The sequence below is a fragment of the Halomonas sp. R57-5 genome, from assembly GCF_900070345.1.
Lineage (GTDB): Bacteria > Pseudomonadota > Gammaproteobacteria > Pseudomonadales > Halomonadaceae > Vreelandella > Vreelandella ventosae_B.
The window spans coordinates 1913839-1930616 of record NZ_LN813019.1; the positions used below are offsets into that span (position 1 = coordinate 1913839).

Genomic DNA, 16778 nt, shown 5'->3' on the forward strand with positions numbered 1-16778 from the left:
GAAATGGTTCCCGTCTCGTAAAGGTTAGGCCTTTAGGCTTACTAGGCGTGGTCAGTCGCTTCTCCCACTCTTGCCCCGCTTAGAGAAGCACACTGTCAATTAGACCGCTGAATCCTACAATAATCAATACGAGCCAAAGCGGAATTTTCCATGCTGACGATCTCGACCTTGTCGTGATCGGTCATGGTAGCGTTTGATCACCGCCTCCGGCGCCTCGTCCAGGCTGGKCCACCAGCCTTCCAACTCATAGTCCGGTTCGAGCAGCAACTGGCCATCGCCATCGGCGGTGCGCTCTACCAGGCGCATCACGCGTTGGACGACGTATTCGGTCTTGTTGTCGTCGTGGATCGAGACGGTCTGCGTCCACAGCGCCTGGCGCTTGCCAGGACGCAGCTCTTCCCAGTAGTCCGCCGCCACCGCCAGCCAGGTATCTCGATCAGCCGTGGCCGAGCCACGCGGGTTCCATTTGACGACATAGTCGAGCCGGCGCCCCTCGTCGGCAAAGACCTGGCGTTGCTGTTCGAGAAGCGCCAGGTGCGCCTGGCTGTCGAAGCCGCTGTCCTCGCGTAACAGGATCGGTTGCTTGGTCAGGCATTGGGCGCGAGGCAGTACCCGCTCCAGGAAGGCGTTGCTCTCCTTCATGGTGTGCTGCTTGCCAGGCCGCAGTTCCAGACCCAGGCACCACCCTTCGTTGCCCAGATAGGCGGCGATCGGGGTGTAGCCATCGACCTTCTGGTAGGTCCGCGAGACGCCTTCCTTCTTCGAGTTGCTGTTGTCCATGACGAAGGTGTCGATGTCCAGGCAGACGTGCGTCGTCTCGGCGGTGATCGGTGCTTCGATCAGTGACAGCAGGGTCGTGGACCAGGTGGCGGTGCGCGCCTGCAGGTCGTTGGCGGCAAGTTTTTCCAGCCGCTGTCGCAGCGTCGCCGCGCTCGGCACCTTCTGCAGGGTCAGCAGTTGTTGGAAGGGCTTGTCGCGGCGGAAGTTCTCGACAGCGTCATAGTCGCTCATGCCCAGACACAGCAGGCCCAGGTAGCTCTTGATCACGTCACTGGTGCGCATGCCCAGCGTGGTGGGGAAGCGGCTGTCGATGCTGTCGACGCCAGCGATCTCGAAGCATTGCCCGATGATGGACAGCCCGGCGTGGCTGGTGAGGGTGCGGCAACTGGCGCGGAACTTTATGTTGGGCATGGCACTGTCTGGGTGAATGGCGATAATGGCTATATTGCCATGCAGGTCAGTGGGTTAGAAGTGCTTCCGGGGGCCGGTCTCACGGATTCAGGTATTATTTAGGCTACCGCACAAGATAGTACGAGTGAGTATTTCTCAAGAAAGTGAATCACAAAAAATTGCTGATATTAATGAGAGGCAGCCACGATGGGCATACGAAAAATAAGTGATTTGAAACCGTTTTTTAGCGGTGACAACGCTGTTGAGTGGCCATCACCTGCTGGGAACCCCCATTCGTCATGATATACTTGAAGAATGGCGTGTTGAGTGCCTAGACGGATAGTGAACCGGACAAGATGTGGCCAAAGGGCTGGTGGAAATAAGATGGTGTTTGGTGAGGTATTGTAATGTACGGAAATACTATTCTTATATTGCCTTTAGGCATAGCCCCCTTCGTCGCAATCATTGTGTGGGTGGTATTCTTTGAATCCTCTGCAGGCATCCGGAAAAAAATCGCCGGACGTTTTAGAAAGGGAATCACAGAGTACCCCACTGAAGCGTTTATGTTTCTGGCCCATTCAATAGACAATTCAATAGAATACATGGGCGAAGCCAATATTCTTGTGTTAACGCTGAAAGGACCTTCTTATTCGAACGTCACCACTGTCGCCGATCTTAAAAGATGCTTAAAGTCTTACAGCGATAATGATGGGGTCAATCTAGATTGGATTGATGAATACGTCCTTATGTTTATTCATAAGGACAAAGAGGCGGGGAGCATTAAAGTCGTTCTCTCGATACCAACTTCCATCGTGCGTAGTGAAGCGTATATTGAGCATGAAATACGCAATGTGGGAAAAGTCTTTATCGAAGGTGGCTATAAATATTCTCTGCGGTATATCCCTACCAATCACTACACAAACTCGTGCGAACGGAAAGATGGGCGCCTGTTAGTGCATATTGACCGTCGACAGGAAGTTGATGGTTTTTTGGATGTAAAGACCGTTCTTATGTCTGAGAGCCAAATTACTCGCAATATTGAAAATCGGCTATGGAACCGAGTCAAGGTCGAGTGTATTGGGTTGGATGATGAAATGTATCACGGGGTCATTGTTGACGTTTAAGGCGCCTTATCCTCTGTCGGCAGTAGATAAAGCCTATTTCCTCGAAGTGGTGGAGGCGTTGGAGGGACAATCTGTAATTTGGACGGTGGTAGTCAAAACGCATGATGAGGACACTCGCACAATTCAGTGCCCCAATGATTTCGGGATTTGCAGAGAGCATATCTACTGCAAGCTTTGGTCGGAGCTATAACGACGTTGGCAGGTGCCTATTTCGCCGTTAGTAACGATAAGCTAGGGCTAGTTTGCGCCAAAACTTAGTCAATCTTCCCGCATGAACTTCTCATAAGCGTGAGCATGATTGGAACACAGCCCACCGCTGTCCTGATCTGCTTGTGTCAGGTTCTCCTCACAAATCTCGCATTCCGAGTATTCGAGTTCAGCGGCACACCACAAGCAGGACTGCTCATGAATGAGGAATGTTCTCCGGCCGCATTGATTGCAGCCCTCAAGACTGGGCTCGTCACCGTCGCGTGGGTCGTAACTATGGGCTCTCTCCAGTGCAACTATCATGAGCGGGGCTATCAAGACTGTGTATCCGCAGGCTATACAGGTGGTCTGAAAACGGTCATCGTTATATTCAACGGTATCGCCTGCATCCAGGCTTTCTTGCGCAGGTGCTAACAAGGTGGAGCCGCATCCTGGGCACTTACATTCGTTGAGCCACGATTCCATCCCTTCTGGTACGCAAGCCTCAGACCAAGCCTCTTCGCATTGTTGTCTGGTATCTATAAAGAAGTTATGGTGCAAAAGCATGATTTTCCAGGCATTTCCGAGGATTGCTGCTGGTGACTCTCCCAGCTCCAACTGAATGAAGTTGCGCAGCACTGGGAACAGCTCCGCTACGAAATCGGCTACCTCACCTAGCGTGTGGGCGGGATGCAGATGCTCCAGATGATTACGACAATCCTGTAACGTTCTGATCACATCCCAGTCAATATCGATCTCAAAAGCTTCGAAGCGCTTTCGAATCGTTCCCACATCAATTGTTGTGGTCTTGAAATTGCCCACAGGCACCCACTCGATTCCTCCAGCGTCATCTGAGCGAGGCAAAACCTCGGGTGGATTTAAGATCAGAGCTGCAGCATCAGCAGGATCCTCCACACATGTAGCGATTTTGTACTTGAATAGGAGCAGTACTCCTGCGAAAAGATTTCGGATAGCCGAGAGTGCCCGTGCTGGATCGCCGCCTTGGTGCCTGGAGCATTCAAAGTCTTCAACGCCCAATCGAATGGAGGTAAGAGCGTTTTCTCGAAGCTTGGCGGCATCAAGCATCGGTGTAGGGCGTTGGCGAGCCATGTGATGATTTACCTTCGAGGCCTTATAATCCAGCAGATTTTAGCTGAATATCATATTTTACCCTAGAGGGAGCGAAGCGTACGAGTGGTACATGCTTGCCAAAGTGATCTCAACTAAGCCAAGCGAATGGTGTTCCGGTTAATCAGTGAAGATGCGTTCTGAAAACCACAGGAAATTTCCTATACAAGAATAGCTCTTGATGCTTTTTTATATCATAAAAAAACAATAATCTATGATGATCACGTGGAGATAAATGTCTTTATGCCAGATAAAGCACCATATCGCGAAAACGTCATATCAAACAGCTGTAGAGTCACATCTCATAGCGGAATATAGCTACTGTCTTTTTTTAAGACTGCTTTTATTGGCCTTATGGGGCGGCTGCAGGTGGATAGAAGATATCTTAGGAAGCAGGGCTACCGGCTCGCACTGCAAGGCCGCTGCAATCCTATACAGTTTCTCAACGGTGATGCTCACTTCTCCACGCTCTATCCTTCCCATATAGCTACGATCAATGCCTGCTACTAATGCAAAGCGATCCTGAGGGAGGCCATTCGCTCGGCGCTTTTCTCTAATATTTTTCCCGATAGCGAATGCCAGCTCTTCCATATCTGCCTCATTGGTTATGAGGCAGAACTATCGAGCGTTGCGGCCTATCAAGCCACGGCTTATAATCCGTATTTTAACTCCTTTGATGCCCATACCCATGTCCCGTAACCTCCCGAGCATAGATCGGCGAATCATTCAGCTCTTGCTGAAGCCAGAAAACTCCACATTCTGTGTTCAAAGCCTTCGGGATCAGTATCTGGAGCTATACAGCGTTAATCCTGTACACAAAGCACCACTGCGACGCTTCATTTATGAACGAATCAAAAAGCTGGTTAAGGCTCATTTTGTTGAGAAGGACAGCGAGAGACGTATACGTGGTCAGCTGTACCATGTAGGAGCTGCGCTGCTGGAAGCTGATCTTGGTAATCCTGAAGATGACTTTGCTGAGTGGCTTCAGCGCACACATCCTCAAACACTGAATGAGCCAGTCATCAATGATGCGAGCCAGTCAAGTAGCGAAGAGAACAGGCAAGCAGTAAAAGTGCCTACCGATAGCTACACGGTATTGGAAAAAAAGTTAAATGAGGCGCAAAGCCGATTTTTGGAATCTTTAGGGGAAGTGGAAGCCTTCCAACAGCTTATGAGTGACCATCCGGAGCTTAATAATAGCCTTTCAATTGACTACCGCAGTGCCCACGAGCGTAGCTCACGTCTTTTAGGCCATGTCAGCGCTTTAGAAAAGGCCATAAGCCGCCTCAGTGGCTCATGATTATATTGCGGAAGTGGCAAGCGGATTGTTTAGACAAGGCCAAAACACACTATCAGAGCCACCGTGATTATTTCGTTCAGGCAACCCCCGGCAGCGGAAAAACCCGTCTTGCTGCCGAATTGGCCAAGTGGTTACTTGAAAAACAGCTTATCGACTTCGTTATCTGCTTTGCCCCTACGCGGGAAGTGGTTGCAGGTATGCAGCGCACGTTTTCTGCTGTTTTAGACCAGCGTTTTGGAAACGTCATTGCATCCGCAGGCGCCGCTTATACTTACCAGTCCATGGAATACCAACAGGAAGAATTTTGGGATATTTTTAAAAAATTCCGCGTATTAGCTATCTTCGACGAAATTCATCACTGCGCAGGTCATGATCCTCTCCTTAGTAACACATGGGGGCAGCAGATTATTCGAAATATCCAGGATCAAGCAACTTATACCCTCGGCTTGTCTGGAACCCCTTGGCGTTCTGATGACCTTCCTATCGCGTTGGCACGTTACTCTGATCCAGAAGGGCAGCTGATCTGTGACTATCGTTATGACCTACAAAGTGCTGTAAACGAGGGCGTGTGCAGAGCTCCACGGATTACGCTGATCGATAACCCTCTAATCAGGCTCGTCGAGGAAAAAGAAAACACCGAGTCTGTTCGAGGGTTTTCATGCTTCTCTCAACTACTCAGTGAGTCACCCGTTAGCTATGAAGACCTGTTGCGCCATGACGACATCCTCAATGCTGTGCTGGATATAGGTATTCAGCAGCTGAGTGAAACCCGACATAAGACCCCTCAAGCTGGGGGGCTAGTGGTGGCAACGGATATCGAGCATGCCCATCAAATTGCTGGAATACTGAATGCTAAGCATCAAAGCTATGTCGTGGTCACCAGTAAAACACCTCGGGCTCAGCAACTAATCGACCAGTTTCGGCATGACAACACCTGCTGGATTGTAGCGGTTAGCATGATTTCTGAAGGCACTGATATTCAGCGTCTTTCTGTGTGCTGTTACCTCAGTCGCATTCGCACTGAGCTTCACTACAGGCAGGTTCTAGGCCGTATTTTAAGAAAGATGGGTATTGAAGATAGGGAAGCGTGGCTTTACGTGATCGCTGAACCTACTCTGCGTAAATACTCGCAAAGAATCGCGAATGATCTTCCCGAGGATCAATCCACGCTGCAGGCAAAAAAGCTTAATGGCCGTCCGACCCAATCCCACACTGAACGCGCCAATGGCGATACCGAAGGCGCAAAAGAAAGTGAAGGTAAACCCCTTTCTGTTAAAGAGCAGAATGGAAAGAGCGAGCTGCAAGTTAATGAGGCTTCATTACTGACGCTGAGCTTTTCTCAATACTACCGGCAGTATCTCTTGTCACTGATATAGCCACATCTACCCTTATATACAAGTTCCACCTAGTGCAATGAGCATTGACAAAGCAGCCTCAAACAAACGGAAGCGACTCCCATTCCATGCGAATGAAAATACCCTTGTGTGTATCGACTGACCGCCGCACCGGCAGTTTATGGCGTGACTAAAAAGTTAAGTTTTGGAGCCTAAATTCGTCTCATAAACTTAAAATTTAACTAAAATGCCAGTTTTCTACAGAAATTGAGCGGGATTTTTTTCCAAGCGATGACTTAAGCTCCTTGGTTTGGCGTCCTCCAACCCACCCACCCATCAAAGTTAACGAAAAATTTATGGGATAGATAGCAATATTGCGCCATGGAGATCCGTTAAGTTGATGAAAAGAATAAAGCGACAGCAGCGGGCTACTGACTCTTATTACTAACTGCTATTACTGACCAGGGAGTGATGATAGTGGTCTGCGCCAGGAAAGGCTAGGAGCGTATAACTTAGCTGGCCCGCTCATTCGCTGAGAAGGCCGAGCCGTAAAAAGTTTACTCTTCTTCGTCCCAGTCATCTTCAATGGCACGCTGGAGGCGGCGTTCTTCCAGCCATGCTTCAACTTGGCGTCGCGCGCGCAAGCTGTCAGCTTTGCTTGGTTTGCTTTTGCTGTAGTGATCGTCATTGACAGCGTCTAAGCTTTCGAACTCGTCTGATTCGAGTGCATCGGTAGTAAACGTTTCACGACTTAGGGGATCACGGCTCATGTGATGTCCTCCAACCCAGCCGGCGTGCCGGCGTAACAATGGCTTCATACGCGGACATGTGAGGTTCAAAAACACATGCCATCCGCAAAGTGAAGCACCTAGCGCAGTTTAAGCGCCTTGCCGCTATATAACGCCAGTTGGGATGAAGTTCAAGCTTTATAGTTTTTTTTAGTGAGAAAGTTAATGATTAGCTGTTTTCTCGCTGCTTTTGCAGCTCCGCTAGCGCAAGCTGCGCTTCCACGCGTTCGGTAACGTCTTTTTGCACGCCAATGTAATACATCAACTCATCTGCTTCGTCGTAGACCGGCGTAATGGACAGCTCATTCCAAAACATAGTGCCGTCTTTGCGATAGTTACGCAGTACTTCGCGAGAAGGTCGGCCATCTTTAAGCGCATCCCGGATAGCAACTAGCGCGTCCTGATCGCGGTCTTCATTTTGCAAGAAGCGGCAGTCGCGATACAAGATTTCATCCGCACTATAGCCGGTTAGGCGCTCAAAGCCTTTGTTGACGTAGATGAGGATATTTTCATCCCCCTCCTGTTCGGCAACGACAATGCCGTCTTCCGATGCATCAACAATTCGTTCGAGCAGTTCTGGACTGATCAATGGAGATCGTTTCATCAAGGGGTTCCTGTTGCAGCTCAAGTCCTTTTCCATCGTTCACGGCAGTTCAGTTTGTCCGTGAAACTCCGGAATTTCCAATTGCTTATTATAGGCAGCGTAGCAAATGCTCCAACACCTTGCTGCTATTAGGCTCTATCATGGCGAGCGTTGTCACGCATTGCAATCTTGAGCAGCACCTTAACCTTGGCAGTCTTGTGGATAGCCGCTGTGGTGCTCATTTTTTGAGGTGAAGGCCGTGCCATGTCACTCCACCTCAGGTAGTTGGTGAGCGCTAAGGATAGCTCCCACGGCGGTAGCCGCTAGAATGAGGAGTAATACGCTACTACCAAACCACTGTGCAAAGGCGCCAATGATGCCGCCTACGATGAGCATTAACACGCCGGTTAAAGTATTCGAAAGCGCCACATAAAGTGCACGGTTATCTTGGCTAGCCATATCGACGAGATAGGTTTTACGCCCTAAGCGTACGCCGTGGTGAATAATGACTAATAACGCGTAAACTGCCGCATAGGGCCATATGCTGTGTGTCCACCCACCGGGTAGCCAAGTCAGGCTGGCGCCCAGTAAGCAGCAAATAGCGGTACCGATCGCCGCATCGCGCATCACACCACGGCTCGACTGATCTGCCCGTTTTCCCCAGACCGGGCTTGCTATCATGGCAGCAAGCCCCGATACCACAACCAGTATACCCAAGCCCCCCAGGTCGGTGCCGCTTTGGTTTTGTCCTAGTAGTGCAATGTAGGGGAGGGCGAGGGCACTTGACAGCAGAAGTGCCCGGGCAAGGTTGAAATGTAAAAAAGTGCGGTCATTTTTTAGCAATGATAGGCCCAATTTAATACTGTCCCAGCCGTTTTCGCCGCCTTTTACTGCGCCGGGGGCCTCCTGAATACGGGCAGCGGCGATGGCATTCATTAGCCAGCCGCTAGCAGCTATGGCCAGCAATATCGCTAACACTAAATTGCCTGGGTGGCCATCAAATAGCATTAACACAGCCCCTGCCACTAGCGTGGCAGCGCCGGCAATGCTGCCGCTCCAGCCCATTAGCGTGCCGCGTCGGCGCTTGGCAATGGTTTTGCCCAGCACATCTTTTGTAGCAATTGAAGATAACCCTCGGGCCAGCGAGAGTAGAATTAACGCTGCGAGTACTAACGCACCGCCTAAGGTGCCGGAGGCGAATAACGCAAGCACGGCAAGGACTAACGCAGCGAGCCCTTGAACCAGCGCGCCGGTTACCCACACCCATTTTCGCTTAGGTTTTAAGCGGATAAACCCAGCTACAAAAATTTGCGGCAACAGGGCGCCTGCCTCTCGAATGGGTACCAGTAGCCCTACCATCCAGACGGGAGCGCCAATAATCCCCATCAGCCAGGGTAGCACTAAACGCGCGCTAGACAGCTCGTCAGCCAGCTTATTACCCAAAGAAGCCCATACGTGCAGAAAAAAATTGCGCGGCTGTTCGTTGCAAGCGCTTTCAGGTATGTCGTCGCACATGCGGCTATCGTCATCGCCCGTTAGCCACTCATACAGGCGAGTTTGCGAAACGTGATGCTCGGCCATCGGGGCTCCTTCTTAATCGACCTATCTCAGGCTAACTCAAAATGACAGAATGTCTGCTTAGGATGCCATATTAACTTGTCTAGGAGGCCAGGGATGTCACGTATTCAAATCCGCTATTGCACTCAATGCCAGTGGCTACTGCGTAGCGGTTGGTATGCACAGGAATTGCTCTCAACCTTTGGCGAAGGATTAAGTGAGGTATCGCTCTCCCCCTCCCATGGCGGCACGTTCGAGATCTGGTGTGATGATGAGCTGTTATGGGAGCGAAAGCGTGATGGTGGCTTTCCGGATATCAAGCTTCTTAAGCAACGTGTGCGAGACCAGTTGGAGCCAGGTCGAGATTTAGGGCATATCGATCGATGAGCCAAGATCGGTATGCCATTTTATGCGGGTTGGGAGCAGTAGCGCTTTGGTCAACGGTGGCAACGGCCTTCAAAGTGGCGCTTGCTTGGATGAGCCCTGTGGAGCTGATGTGGCTCGCAGCACTTGTTTCCTGGGCATTGATGGGGGCGCTGGTCATTAAGCAGGGGAATATCAGCATAGCGTTGCGCACCGGTTGGAAAACAGCCGCGTGGGCGGGGCTGATGAATCCCGTGGCCTATTATTTGGTGCTCTTCGCCGCTTATGACCGCCTCCCTGGGCAAGAGGCTATGACCCTAAATTACACTTGGGCCTTGGCGATGGCGTTTTTAGCTGTGCCTTTGCTTGGGCAGCGCTTGACGCGTATGGATATCGCTGCTGGGTTCGTCGCCTACGCAGGTGTATGGGTAATCGCTACCCGTGGCTCGGTTTTTAATGTTTCTTTCGCCGACCCGCTAGGGGTCGTGCTGGCACTTGCTTCGACGTTGCTATGGGCACTTTATTGGCTGCTCAATGCGCGTGATAGGCGCCCACTCCTTGTAGGCCAGTGGCAGAACTTTAGTGTTGGCCTGCCCGTGTTGACCGTCTTGTTACTGTTGGGTCCAGGATTGCAATGGCACGGTTGGCCCGCCTTTGGTGCCGGTGTCTATGTGGGCTTATTTGAGATGGGTGTGGCGTTTATTCTCTGGCAGTTGGCGGTACACAAGGTGTCGCGCACGGCCAAAGTCTCCAACCTGATCTTTCTTTCACCTCCTGTTTCACTGCTGTTACTTTTCCTGGTCGTTGGAGAGCCTATCTTGCCTTCAACCTTGATTGGGCTAGTGCTGATACTACTGGGGCTCGGGCTGCAACAAGCCCAGAAAAACGAACAATCCTGAATTTTTTTTGTGATTTAATGATGTTCTTATTGTAATTTTTTGTGACATTTGGTTTTATGTCCTCACGATGAGTAGGAAATTAACTAAATTAAGCTAAGCTCAGCTGATTAAGTATTAACTACCATTGGCTTAATTCAAAAATTGGGCGCTCGTAGGGATATAAGCTCACTTAGCGATGAGGTTTCGTGGGCTGATACTTGATGCAATAGTGCAACATAGCTCAATGGATCATACGAATAATGAGCTGCGTGCGATGAGTGCCACACTATAGGGAACGCTGACGATGAAAAAAAATGCCGTATCGAGACTCAAAAAAATCTTCTGTCACCATGTTTTTAAGCCGCTGACAGTGACCACGTTAGCGTGTGTCCCGCTTACGGCATTGGCGCAGTCTCTTCCCGCTAGCCTCTACGCGCCTGGCAACACCGATCTTCCCAGCACTATTCAACAAACGATCATTTCCAATCCCGATGTCAATGCTGCTTGGGCGAATTTTAGCGCTTCCGGGAGCGATGTCAGAGTCGCAAAGGGTAACTATTTGCCTTCGATTGATGTCTCTGCCGGTGTGGGGCGGCAAGACCAGCAAAATGATGGGCGCGGAAGCTACAGCAGTGACTTTGCTGAACTCACGCTCACCCAAATGGTATTTGATGGGTTTGCCACCCGTAGTGAAGTAGAACGTTTGGATCGCACTCGGCTGATTGCCTATTTTGAATTGCTGGGTGCAAGTGAAGAGGTGACCCTTGAAGCTTTTCAAACCTATCTTGACGTGCTTCGCTACCGTGAGATGGTGCGTTTAGCTCAAGACAACTATCGCGAACACCAACGGGTGTTCGCGCAAATTGAAGAGCGCGCTCTTTCCGGAGCAGGCCGTGGCGTTGACCTGGAGCAAATCAGCGGCCGCTTGGCGTTAGCCGAATCCAACTTGATGACCGAAGCGTCAAACCTGCACGATGTAACGGCCCGTTATCAGCGTATCGTAGGCGAACTTCCTCCTCAGAATATGTCGCCTGCACCTAGCTTGGCCGATGAACTGCCCGCTGATGTTAGCCAGGCCGTCGAAATGGCGTTCGAGGGGAACCCGGATTTCCATGCCGCGATCGAAAATATTGCTGTGCAACGGGCGGAACAAGGAGCTGCGAAGGCCGCCTTTATGCCCCGCCTGGATATTCAGGGGCGCACGGGAACCAATAATCAAGACGACTCAATAGCTGGGCGCAGTGATGAGCACAGTATTCAGCTAGTCGCCAGCATGAACCTCTATCGCGGTGGTTCTGATAGTGCGGCCTTTGATGCGGCGACCACGCGTATTGAACAAGCCGTCAATCAGCGCGAAACGGCCTGTACGAACGTACGTCAAACCACTCAAATTGCTTACAACGATACCCAGCGCTTGGGAGAGCAATTGAGCTACCTGAACGAGCATCGCCAATCAATTAACCGGGTTCGTGGGGCCTACCAGCAGCAGTTTGATATTGGCCAGCGTACTTTGTTGGACGTACTTGATAGTGAGAACGAGTACTTCGAGGCCAGCCGAGCCTACGCGAATGCAGAGTTTGACTTAACCTTGGCCCAAGCGCGTACGCTAGCCGCAATGGGTCAACTTATGCATACCCTTGAAGTGGTTCGTGACGATATCCCCACTCTAGCTGAATTGGGTTACGACGACGCCATGCTTAGCGCAGAGATGGCCTGTGGAACGGAAGGGCCTCGTGGCTTTAATTTAGAAGACTTTACTCGCGGTATTTCTTCGTTACCCGCTCAAGCTGATACGCTAGCGTCGTCGTATGCCGCCAACGAGCTGCTAGTCATGACCTCCCCGTATCTGCAGTTGAACCACGAGGATACGCTGGTCACTAGCGGCTAACGTTTTTGAATAGTCTTCTGTACAGAAAGAGAATGATTCGTCGTTTGGCGGCGAAGGGTTAGCGGCTTTCGCTAATCATGGGGGAAATAGATGCCTAAATAGGCATTAGGGGAATGAGGTCTCTGTGACACAAACCAAGCTGGAAAGGCCGACCGCTGCAAATGCTAGCGAGCAGCCAATAGGCGATGAGTTACTCGAATGTTTGAAAGCGGTTGCCTCATTTCATCAGCATGAGGTGTCATCAGAGGCCCTTAGAGCCGGCTTGCCCTTGGAGCAGGGCAAGCTAACACCTTCCGTATTTGGTAGGGCCGCCTCCCGTGCTGGACTAACGGCGCGGATTGTGAAAAGCAAGCTGTCGGCGCTTAACCCAGCACTCTTTCCGGCTATTCTCTTGCTGGAACCAGGTCGGGCGTGCGTGCTGTTGGGGATTGATCTCAAACAGCAAAAAGCGAACGTCATTTTTCCTGAGCTATCTGAATCAAACGTTGAACTGCCCCTTGAAGAGCTGTATGCGGGCTATAGCGGCGAAGCTATTTACGTTCGCCCTAAATTTCTAGCGGATAATGCGTCTGAACCAGGGGTCAAGAAACGCCGCGATCAGCACTGGTTTTGGGGCGTCATTCGCGAAAACAGACCTCTCTATCGCGATATCGTATTGGGCTCGGTGGCGATCAATGTTTTCGCCATCGCAATGCCGCTGTTTGTTCTTAATGTCTATGATCGAGTAGTGCCCAACCAGGCAACGGAAACGCTATGGGTGCTCGCGATAGGCATCTTTATCGTGCTGTGTTTTGATCTGGTGCTCAGGCTGATGCGTAGCAGCTTTGTTGACTTAGCCGCTAGCAGAGCAGACGTGAAGCTCTCTTCCTCTATCATGGCCAAAGCACTGGGCCTGCGTTTAGAAGAGCGTCCGGCATCAACTGGGTCGTTCACTTCCACGCTGCAATCCTTTGAGTCGGTACGTGCCTTTATTGGTTCGGCAACTATTTTAAGCATTGTCGATTTACCCTTTGTGCTGATGTTTGCGGCGATTATCGCGCTGATTAATCCCTGGCTAGTGCTGCCGGTGTTGGTGGGCATCGTGTTTGTACTGCTCTATGCGCTGGCTGCACAAGGCAAGCTCCATGAGCTTTCGCAAACTACCTGGGAAGTCGGCGCACAGCGCAATTCACTGTTGGTGGAATCGATATCCCAGTTAGAAAATGTTAAGGCGCTGCGGGCAGAGAGCCGCATTCAGMGCCACTGGGAGAAGTCGTCGGCCTTTCTTTCCCGTACCGGCGCGCAGTTAAAGATGGTCAGCACTTCGGTCTCCAATGTGGCCCAATGGGCACAGCACAGTGTGGCGGTGTGCGTGATTATTGTGGGTGTTTATCAGATCATCGAAGGTAACCTCACCCAGGGTGGGTTGATTGCCGCTTATATGCTCTCTTCACGTGCAATGGCGCCGATCAGTCAAGCTGCGGCGCTGCTGGCGCAATATCATCAATCCTCAACGGCGCTTGAGTCACTAAACGCTGTGATGGATAAAAAGGTAGAGCGCCATGAGGGCAAAGCCTACGTAGAAAAGCCCAGCTTTGTAGGCAATATACGCCTTGAAAAAGTCACGTTGCGTTACCCCAATGAAGAGCGCGAAGCGCTGAAGGATGTTTCGATAACCGTCAAAGCTGGCGAAAAGGTCGCGCTACTTGGTCGCATTGGTTGCGGTAAATCGTCATTAAACAAATTGGTGCTAGGGTTTTATCAGCCAACATCGGGTGCCGTGCTGGTTGATAACGTGGATATTCGCCAGCTAGACCCGCTGCAGCTGCGTCGCCATATCGGCTACGTTCCTCAAGATGTAAGCCTGTTTTCAGGTTCGCTACGGGACAATATTGTGGCTGGGGGCGGCAGCGATCGGGTTGATGATGAGGCGCTGCTTAGGGCGATTGAGTTGGCGGGTTTGGAGTCTCTCGTCAATAGCCACCCGCATGGTGTGGATTTGCAAGTAGGCGAGCGCGGCCAAGCGCTTTCCGGCGGGCAAAAACAGTCCGTCGCTATTGCCCGTGCGCTGGTGCAGGATCCGCCTATTTTATTGTTGGACGAACCCACAAGCTCAATGGATAACGCCAGCGAAGAGGCATTTAAAGTTAACCTGACAAACGTGGCTGCAGGAAAAACCATCCTGGTGGTCACACACCGCACCTCGCTGCTTTCACTGGTTGATCGAATTATTGTTATGGATGGTGGCAAGGTCGTGGCTGATGGTCCGCGTGACACCGTGGTCGAGGCCTTGCGTAAAGGCCAGATCGGGAGGGCATCGTAATGGCGCGTAAACCCTCATCCACGACCGAGCAAAAAGGCTTTGACGCCATTGGCCGTTTCTCAGAAAAAGGTCAAAAACCGTTTCGTCCTTTTATGGATCGGTTGTTTGCCAAGCGAGTGTCTTCCGCCCACTTAAGCCGTGATTGGGCTAGCGATACCGATTGGGCGCGCATGCAGCAAGAGCCCATTCGTGCCCGGCTATTTCTCTATACCGTACTGATCACCGTTGTGGCGCTTTTAGTGTGGGCTTACTTTGCCTCTATCGATGAAGTAACTCGTGGAGCGGGGCGTGTGATACCCGCCAGCCAGCTACAGCGTATTCAGTCGTTTGACGGTGGCGTTGTTGAACAAATCTTTATTCGCGAAGGACAGATTGTCGAGGCGGGCCAAGTGCTGATGCAAATTGACCCCACCCGTTTTGTATCTGATTTTCGTGAAAACCGCGCTCAACGCTATGCGCTTCAAGCGCGCGCTGAAAGGCTACGGGCGTTAGCAACGGGTACGGCCTTTGAGCCTTCCGAAGAGTTGCGGCAAGAAGTCCCTGATATCGTGATGCAAGAGCGCGAAGTGTATGAAAGCCGCCGTGAAGAGATGCGCGAACAGGAGAACGTTTTAAGGGATCGTATCCGCCAGCGTGAGGAGGAGCTGCGTGAGGCACAGGCACGCCGTGATACTGCCCAGCGAGAGGTCAATATGGCGAGCCAAGAATTAAATCTAACGCGCCCACTACTGGCCTCGGGTGCTGTTTCTGAAGTAGAAGTGCTGCGTTTGCAAAGAGATGTATCAAGTGCAACCGGCGAGCGTAATCAGGCTGATGCCGCTGTTTCACGCCTAGAGGCTGGGGTGGAAGAAGCTGAGGGGCAACTGCTGGAGCTAGGCGCAGAGCGAAGAAGTGAATGGCGAAACGATCTGGCTCAAACGCTGGGCGACTTAAATGCGTTGCAACAATCGGGAACAGGGTTGCAGGATCGCGTTCGGTTAACCGAAATTCGTTCGCCGGTTGACGGTATTGTTCAACGCATTCATATCAGTACCATTGGTGGCGTCGCTCAGCCTGGCCAGGAGATGGTGGAAATAGTCCCCACCGATGACCAACTGCTGGTTGAAGCGCGCATTGCACCTCAAGATATCGCCTTTCTGCATCCAGGGCAGCCCGCGACTATCAAGCTCACGGCTTATGACTATGCCATTTATGGTGGCTTACAGGCCGAACTTGAGCGTATTAGTGCCGATACCATTACTGATGATGACGGTAATACCTTCTACCAAGTGCGGGTGCGCAGTTTAGAAAACGAAAATGTCGCCGATAGACTACAAGTAATTCCCGGCATGACGGCGCAGGTGGACATAGTGACGGGCAAGCGCACGGTGATGCAGTTTATGCTGAAACCTGTCTTAAGAGCGTGGCGTGATTCCATGGGGGAGCGCTGATGAAGCATTGGTTTATTACCACCGACGGTAGTTTAAAAGGACGTTGGAAAAACGCATTTGAAAATGTTGCTTCATCAGACCCGGAAACGATTCTTCAGTCGGCTCAACCGAATGATTTGGTTTGGCTCTCCACCACGGTTGAACATTGGCCGCAGTTAGTTCCTTCAATTATTGCTGAAGGTGCCGTTGCCGTGGTGCTCAGTTATGCGCCGGATGACCGGGAAGCGCTCAGAGCGTTAGATCTTGGTGCGCGTGGCTACGTGCATACCCTGGCCGCGCCTGAGGTGCTTAAGCAGGTTGCCTTAGTGGTATCCAATCAAGGCGTATGGGTAGGCCAAGAGCTGCTAGCCAAGGTGTTGGGGGGCTCGTTTAAAGCGTTGCAGCAGCGCAACCAAGGTGGTTCATTTCAGCATAGTGAATATCTCGATTTGCTAACTGAGCGTGAGCGAGGAGTGGCGCTTGCGGTTGCCCGTGGTGCTACCAACAAAGAGGTGGCGAGACAGCTCGACATTACCGAGCGCACCGTAAAAGCGCACCTTAGTGCTATTTTTAAAAAGCTTGCTGTTCGGGATCGCTTACAGCTAATTCTGAAGCTGGCGCCGGTTACTGAACAGTTAAGTTCCTAGCATAGCTAGTGTCGAATTGTGGTAGTTATCCTGCATTACAAATTGAGGCCTAAATGGCCTCATTTTTTTGTCCATCAGTACAATACTTTTTAATTGCCTACTCCCCTAGGATGGATTCATA

At 51.2% G+C, this 16778-nt stretch carries 14 protein-coding genes and 1 pseudogene; 9 read left to right on the forward strand and 6 right to left on the reverse strand.

Going from position 1 to position 16778, the window contains the following annotated elements; all coding sequences use genetic code 11:
* Positions 1 to 186 precede the first annotated feature (186 nt).
* Positions 187 to 1191 (reverse strand): annotated as a pseudogene (locus HALO_RS08760) (IS1380 family transposase); the annotation flags it as partial.
* 386 nt (positions 1192 to 1577) lie between these two features.
* On the opposite strand from HALO_RS08760, the gene HALO_RS08765 reads away from it, so the two are divergent.
* Positions 1578 to 2294 carry a hypothetical protein gene (locus HALO_RS08765; RefSeq protein ID WP_050713335.1) on the forward strand — a complete coding sequence of 239 codons (717 nt, stop codon included), beginning with the start codon at positions 1578 to 1580 and terminating at the stop codon, positions 2292 to 2294.
* 258 nt (positions 2295 to 2552) lie between these two features.
* Here the strand turns inward: HALO_RS08765 and HALO_RS08770 are convergent, their stop codons facing one another.
* Entirely contained in the window at positions 2553 to 3590 is a 1038-nt protein-coding gene (locus HALO_RS08770) for a hypothetical protein (RefSeq protein ID WP_050713336.1), read from the reverse strand.
* Positions 3591 to 3926: 336 nt separating this feature from the next.
* Positions 3927 to 4199: a helix-turn-helix domain-containing protein gene (locus HALO_RS08775; RefSeq protein WP_050713337.1), complete on the reverse strand. Its 273-nt coding sequence runs from the start codon at positions 4197 to 4199 to the stop codon at positions 3927 to 3929.
* Between the two features lie 97 nt (positions 4200 to 4296).
* Here HALO_RS08775 and HALO_RS08780 point away from each other — a divergent pair, with 97 nt between their 5' ends.
* Positions 4297 to 4908 carry a hypothetical protein gene (locus HALO_RS08780; protein ID WP_050713338.1) on the forward strand — a complete coding sequence of 204 codons (612 nt, stop codon included), beginning with the start codon at positions 4297 to 4299 and terminating at the stop codon, positions 4906 to 4908.
* Positions 4905 to 6284: a DEAD/DEAH box helicase gene (locus tag HALO_RS08785; protein ID WP_050713339.1), complete on the forward strand. Its 1380-nt coding sequence runs from the start codon at positions 4905 to 4907 to the stop codon at positions 6282 to 6284. The genes HALO_RS08780 and HALO_RS08785 overlap by 4 nt, the downstream gene beginning before the upstream one ends.
* A gap of 515 nt (positions 6285 to 6799) precedes the next feature.
* Here the strand turns inward: HALO_RS08785 and HALO_RS08790 are convergent.
* From HALO_RS08790 to HALO_RS08800, 3 genes are all read right to left on the reverse strand, one after another.
* Positions 6800 to 7012: a PA3496 family putative envelope integrity protein gene (locus HALO_RS08790; RefSeq protein ID WP_035584066.1), complete on the reverse strand. Its 213-nt coding sequence runs from the start codon at positions 7010 to 7012 to the stop codon at positions 6800 to 6802.
* A gap of 187 nt (positions 7013 to 7199) precedes the next feature.
* Complete coding sequence (locus tag HALO_RS08795; RefSeq protein WP_035584062.1) at positions 7200 to 7634, reverse strand: PAS domain S-box protein; 435 nt, start codon at positions 7632 to 7634, stop codon at positions 7200 to 7202.
* Positions 7635 to 7880: 246 nt separating this feature from the next.
* Complete coding sequence (locus HALO_RS08800; protein ID WP_035584060.1) at positions 7881 to 9194, reverse strand: MFS transporter; 1314 nt, start codon at positions 9192 to 9194, stop codon at positions 7881 to 7883.
* A gap of 93 nt (positions 9195 to 9287) precedes the next feature.
* Here HALO_RS08800 and HALO_RS08805 point away from each other — a divergent pair, with 93 nt between their 5' ends.
* From HALO_RS08805 to HALO_RS08830, 6 genes are all read left to right on the forward strand, one after another.
* Entirely contained in the window at positions 9288 to 9557 is a 270-nt protein-coding gene (locus HALO_RS08805; protein WP_035584056.1) for a SelT/SelW/SelH family protein, read from the forward strand.
* Positions 9554 to 10432 (forward strand): DMT family transporter, encoded by an 879-nt coding sequence (locus tag HALO_RS08810; RefSeq protein ID WP_050713340.1) that lies wholly within the window; start codon positions 9554 to 9556, stop codon positions 10430 to 10432. Before HALO_RS08805 ends, HALO_RS08810 begins: the two co-directional genes overlap by 4 nt.
* 283 nt (positions 10433 to 10715) lie before the next feature.
* Positions 10716 to 12299, forward strand: coding sequence for a TolC family outer membrane protein (locus tag HALO_RS08815; RefSeq protein WP_035584050.1), 1584 nt, complete (start codon positions 10716 to 10718; stop codon positions 12297 to 12299).
* 124 nt (positions 12300 to 12423) lie between these two features.
* A complete protein-coding gene (locus HALO_RS08820) occupies positions 12424 to 14601 on the forward strand; it encodes a type I secretion system permease/ATPase (RefSeq protein ID WP_050713341.1) in 2178 nt (725 codons plus the stop codon).
* On the forward strand, positions 14601 to 16031 hold the full coding sequence (locus HALO_RS08825; protein ID WP_035584044.1) for an HlyD family type I secretion periplasmic adaptor subunit: 1431 nt from the start codon (positions 14601 to 14603) through the stop codon (positions 16029 to 16031). Before HALO_RS08820 ends, HALO_RS08825 begins: the two co-directional genes overlap by 1 nt.
* Complete coding sequence (locus HALO_RS08830; protein WP_035584041.1) at positions 16031 to 16657, forward strand: response regulator transcription factor; 627 nt, start codon at positions 16031 to 16033, stop codon at positions 16655 to 16657. The genes HALO_RS08825 and HALO_RS08830 overlap by 1 nt, the downstream gene beginning before the upstream one ends.
* Positions 16658 to 16778 lie beyond the last annotated feature (121 nt).

What these genes read in the sequence shown, in the direction of transcription:
- HALO_RS08780 (WP_050713338.1), top strand. Translation starts at nt 4,297, where the DNA reads ATGTCCCGTAACCTCCCGAGCATAGATCGGCGAATCATTCAGCTCTTG.
- HALO_RS08770 (WP_050713336.1), bottom strand. Translation starts at nt 3,590, where the DNA reads ATGGCTCGCCAACGCCCTACACCGATGCTTGATGCCGCCAAGCTTCGA.
- HALO_RS08815 (WP_035584050.1), top strand. Translation starts at nt 10,716, where the DNA reads ATGAAAAAAAATGCCGTATCGAGACTCAAAAAAATCTTCTGTCACCAT.
- HALO_RS08790 (WP_035584066.1), bottom strand. Translation starts at nt 7,012, where the DNA reads ATGAGCCGTGATCCCCTAAGTCGTGAAACGTTTACTACCGATGCACTC.
- HALO_RS08795 (WP_035584062.1), bottom strand. Translation starts at nt 7,634, where the DNA reads ATGAAACGATCTCCATTGATCAGTCCAGAACTGCTCGAACGAATTGTT.
- HALO_RS08805 (WP_035584056.1), top strand. Translation starts at nt 9,288, where the DNA reads ATGTCACGTATTCAAATCCGCTATTGCACTCAATGCCAGTGGCTACTG.
- HALO_RS08810 (WP_050713340.1), top strand. Translation starts at nt 9,554, where the DNA reads ATGAGCCAAGATCGGTATGCCATTTTATGCGGGTTGGGAGCAGTAGCG.
- HALO_RS08800 (WP_035584060.1), bottom strand. Translation starts at nt 9,194, where the DNA reads ATGGCCGAGCATCACGTTTCGCAAACTCGCCTGTATGAGTGGCTAACG.
- HALO_RS08825 (WP_035584044.1), top strand. Translation starts at nt 14,601, where the DNA reads ATGGCGCGTAAACCCTCATCCACGACCGAGCAAAAAGGCTTTGACGCC.
- HALO_RS08830 (WP_035584041.1), top strand. Translation starts at nt 16,031, where the DNA reads ATGAAGCATTGGTTTATTACCACCGACGGTAGTTTAAAAGGACGTTGG.
- HALO_RS08785 (WP_050713339.1), top strand. Translation starts at nt 4,905, where the DNA reads ATGATTATATTGCGGAAGTGGCAAGCGGATTGTTTAGACAAGGCCAAA.
- HALO_RS08775 (WP_050713337.1), bottom strand. Translation starts at nt 4,199, where the DNA reads ATGGAAGAGCTGGCATTCGCTATCGGGAAAAATATTAGAGAAAAGCGC.
- HALO_RS08765 (WP_050713335.1), top strand. Translation starts at nt 1,578, where the DNA reads ATGTACGGAAATACTATTCTTATATTGCCTTTAGGCATAGCCCCCTTC.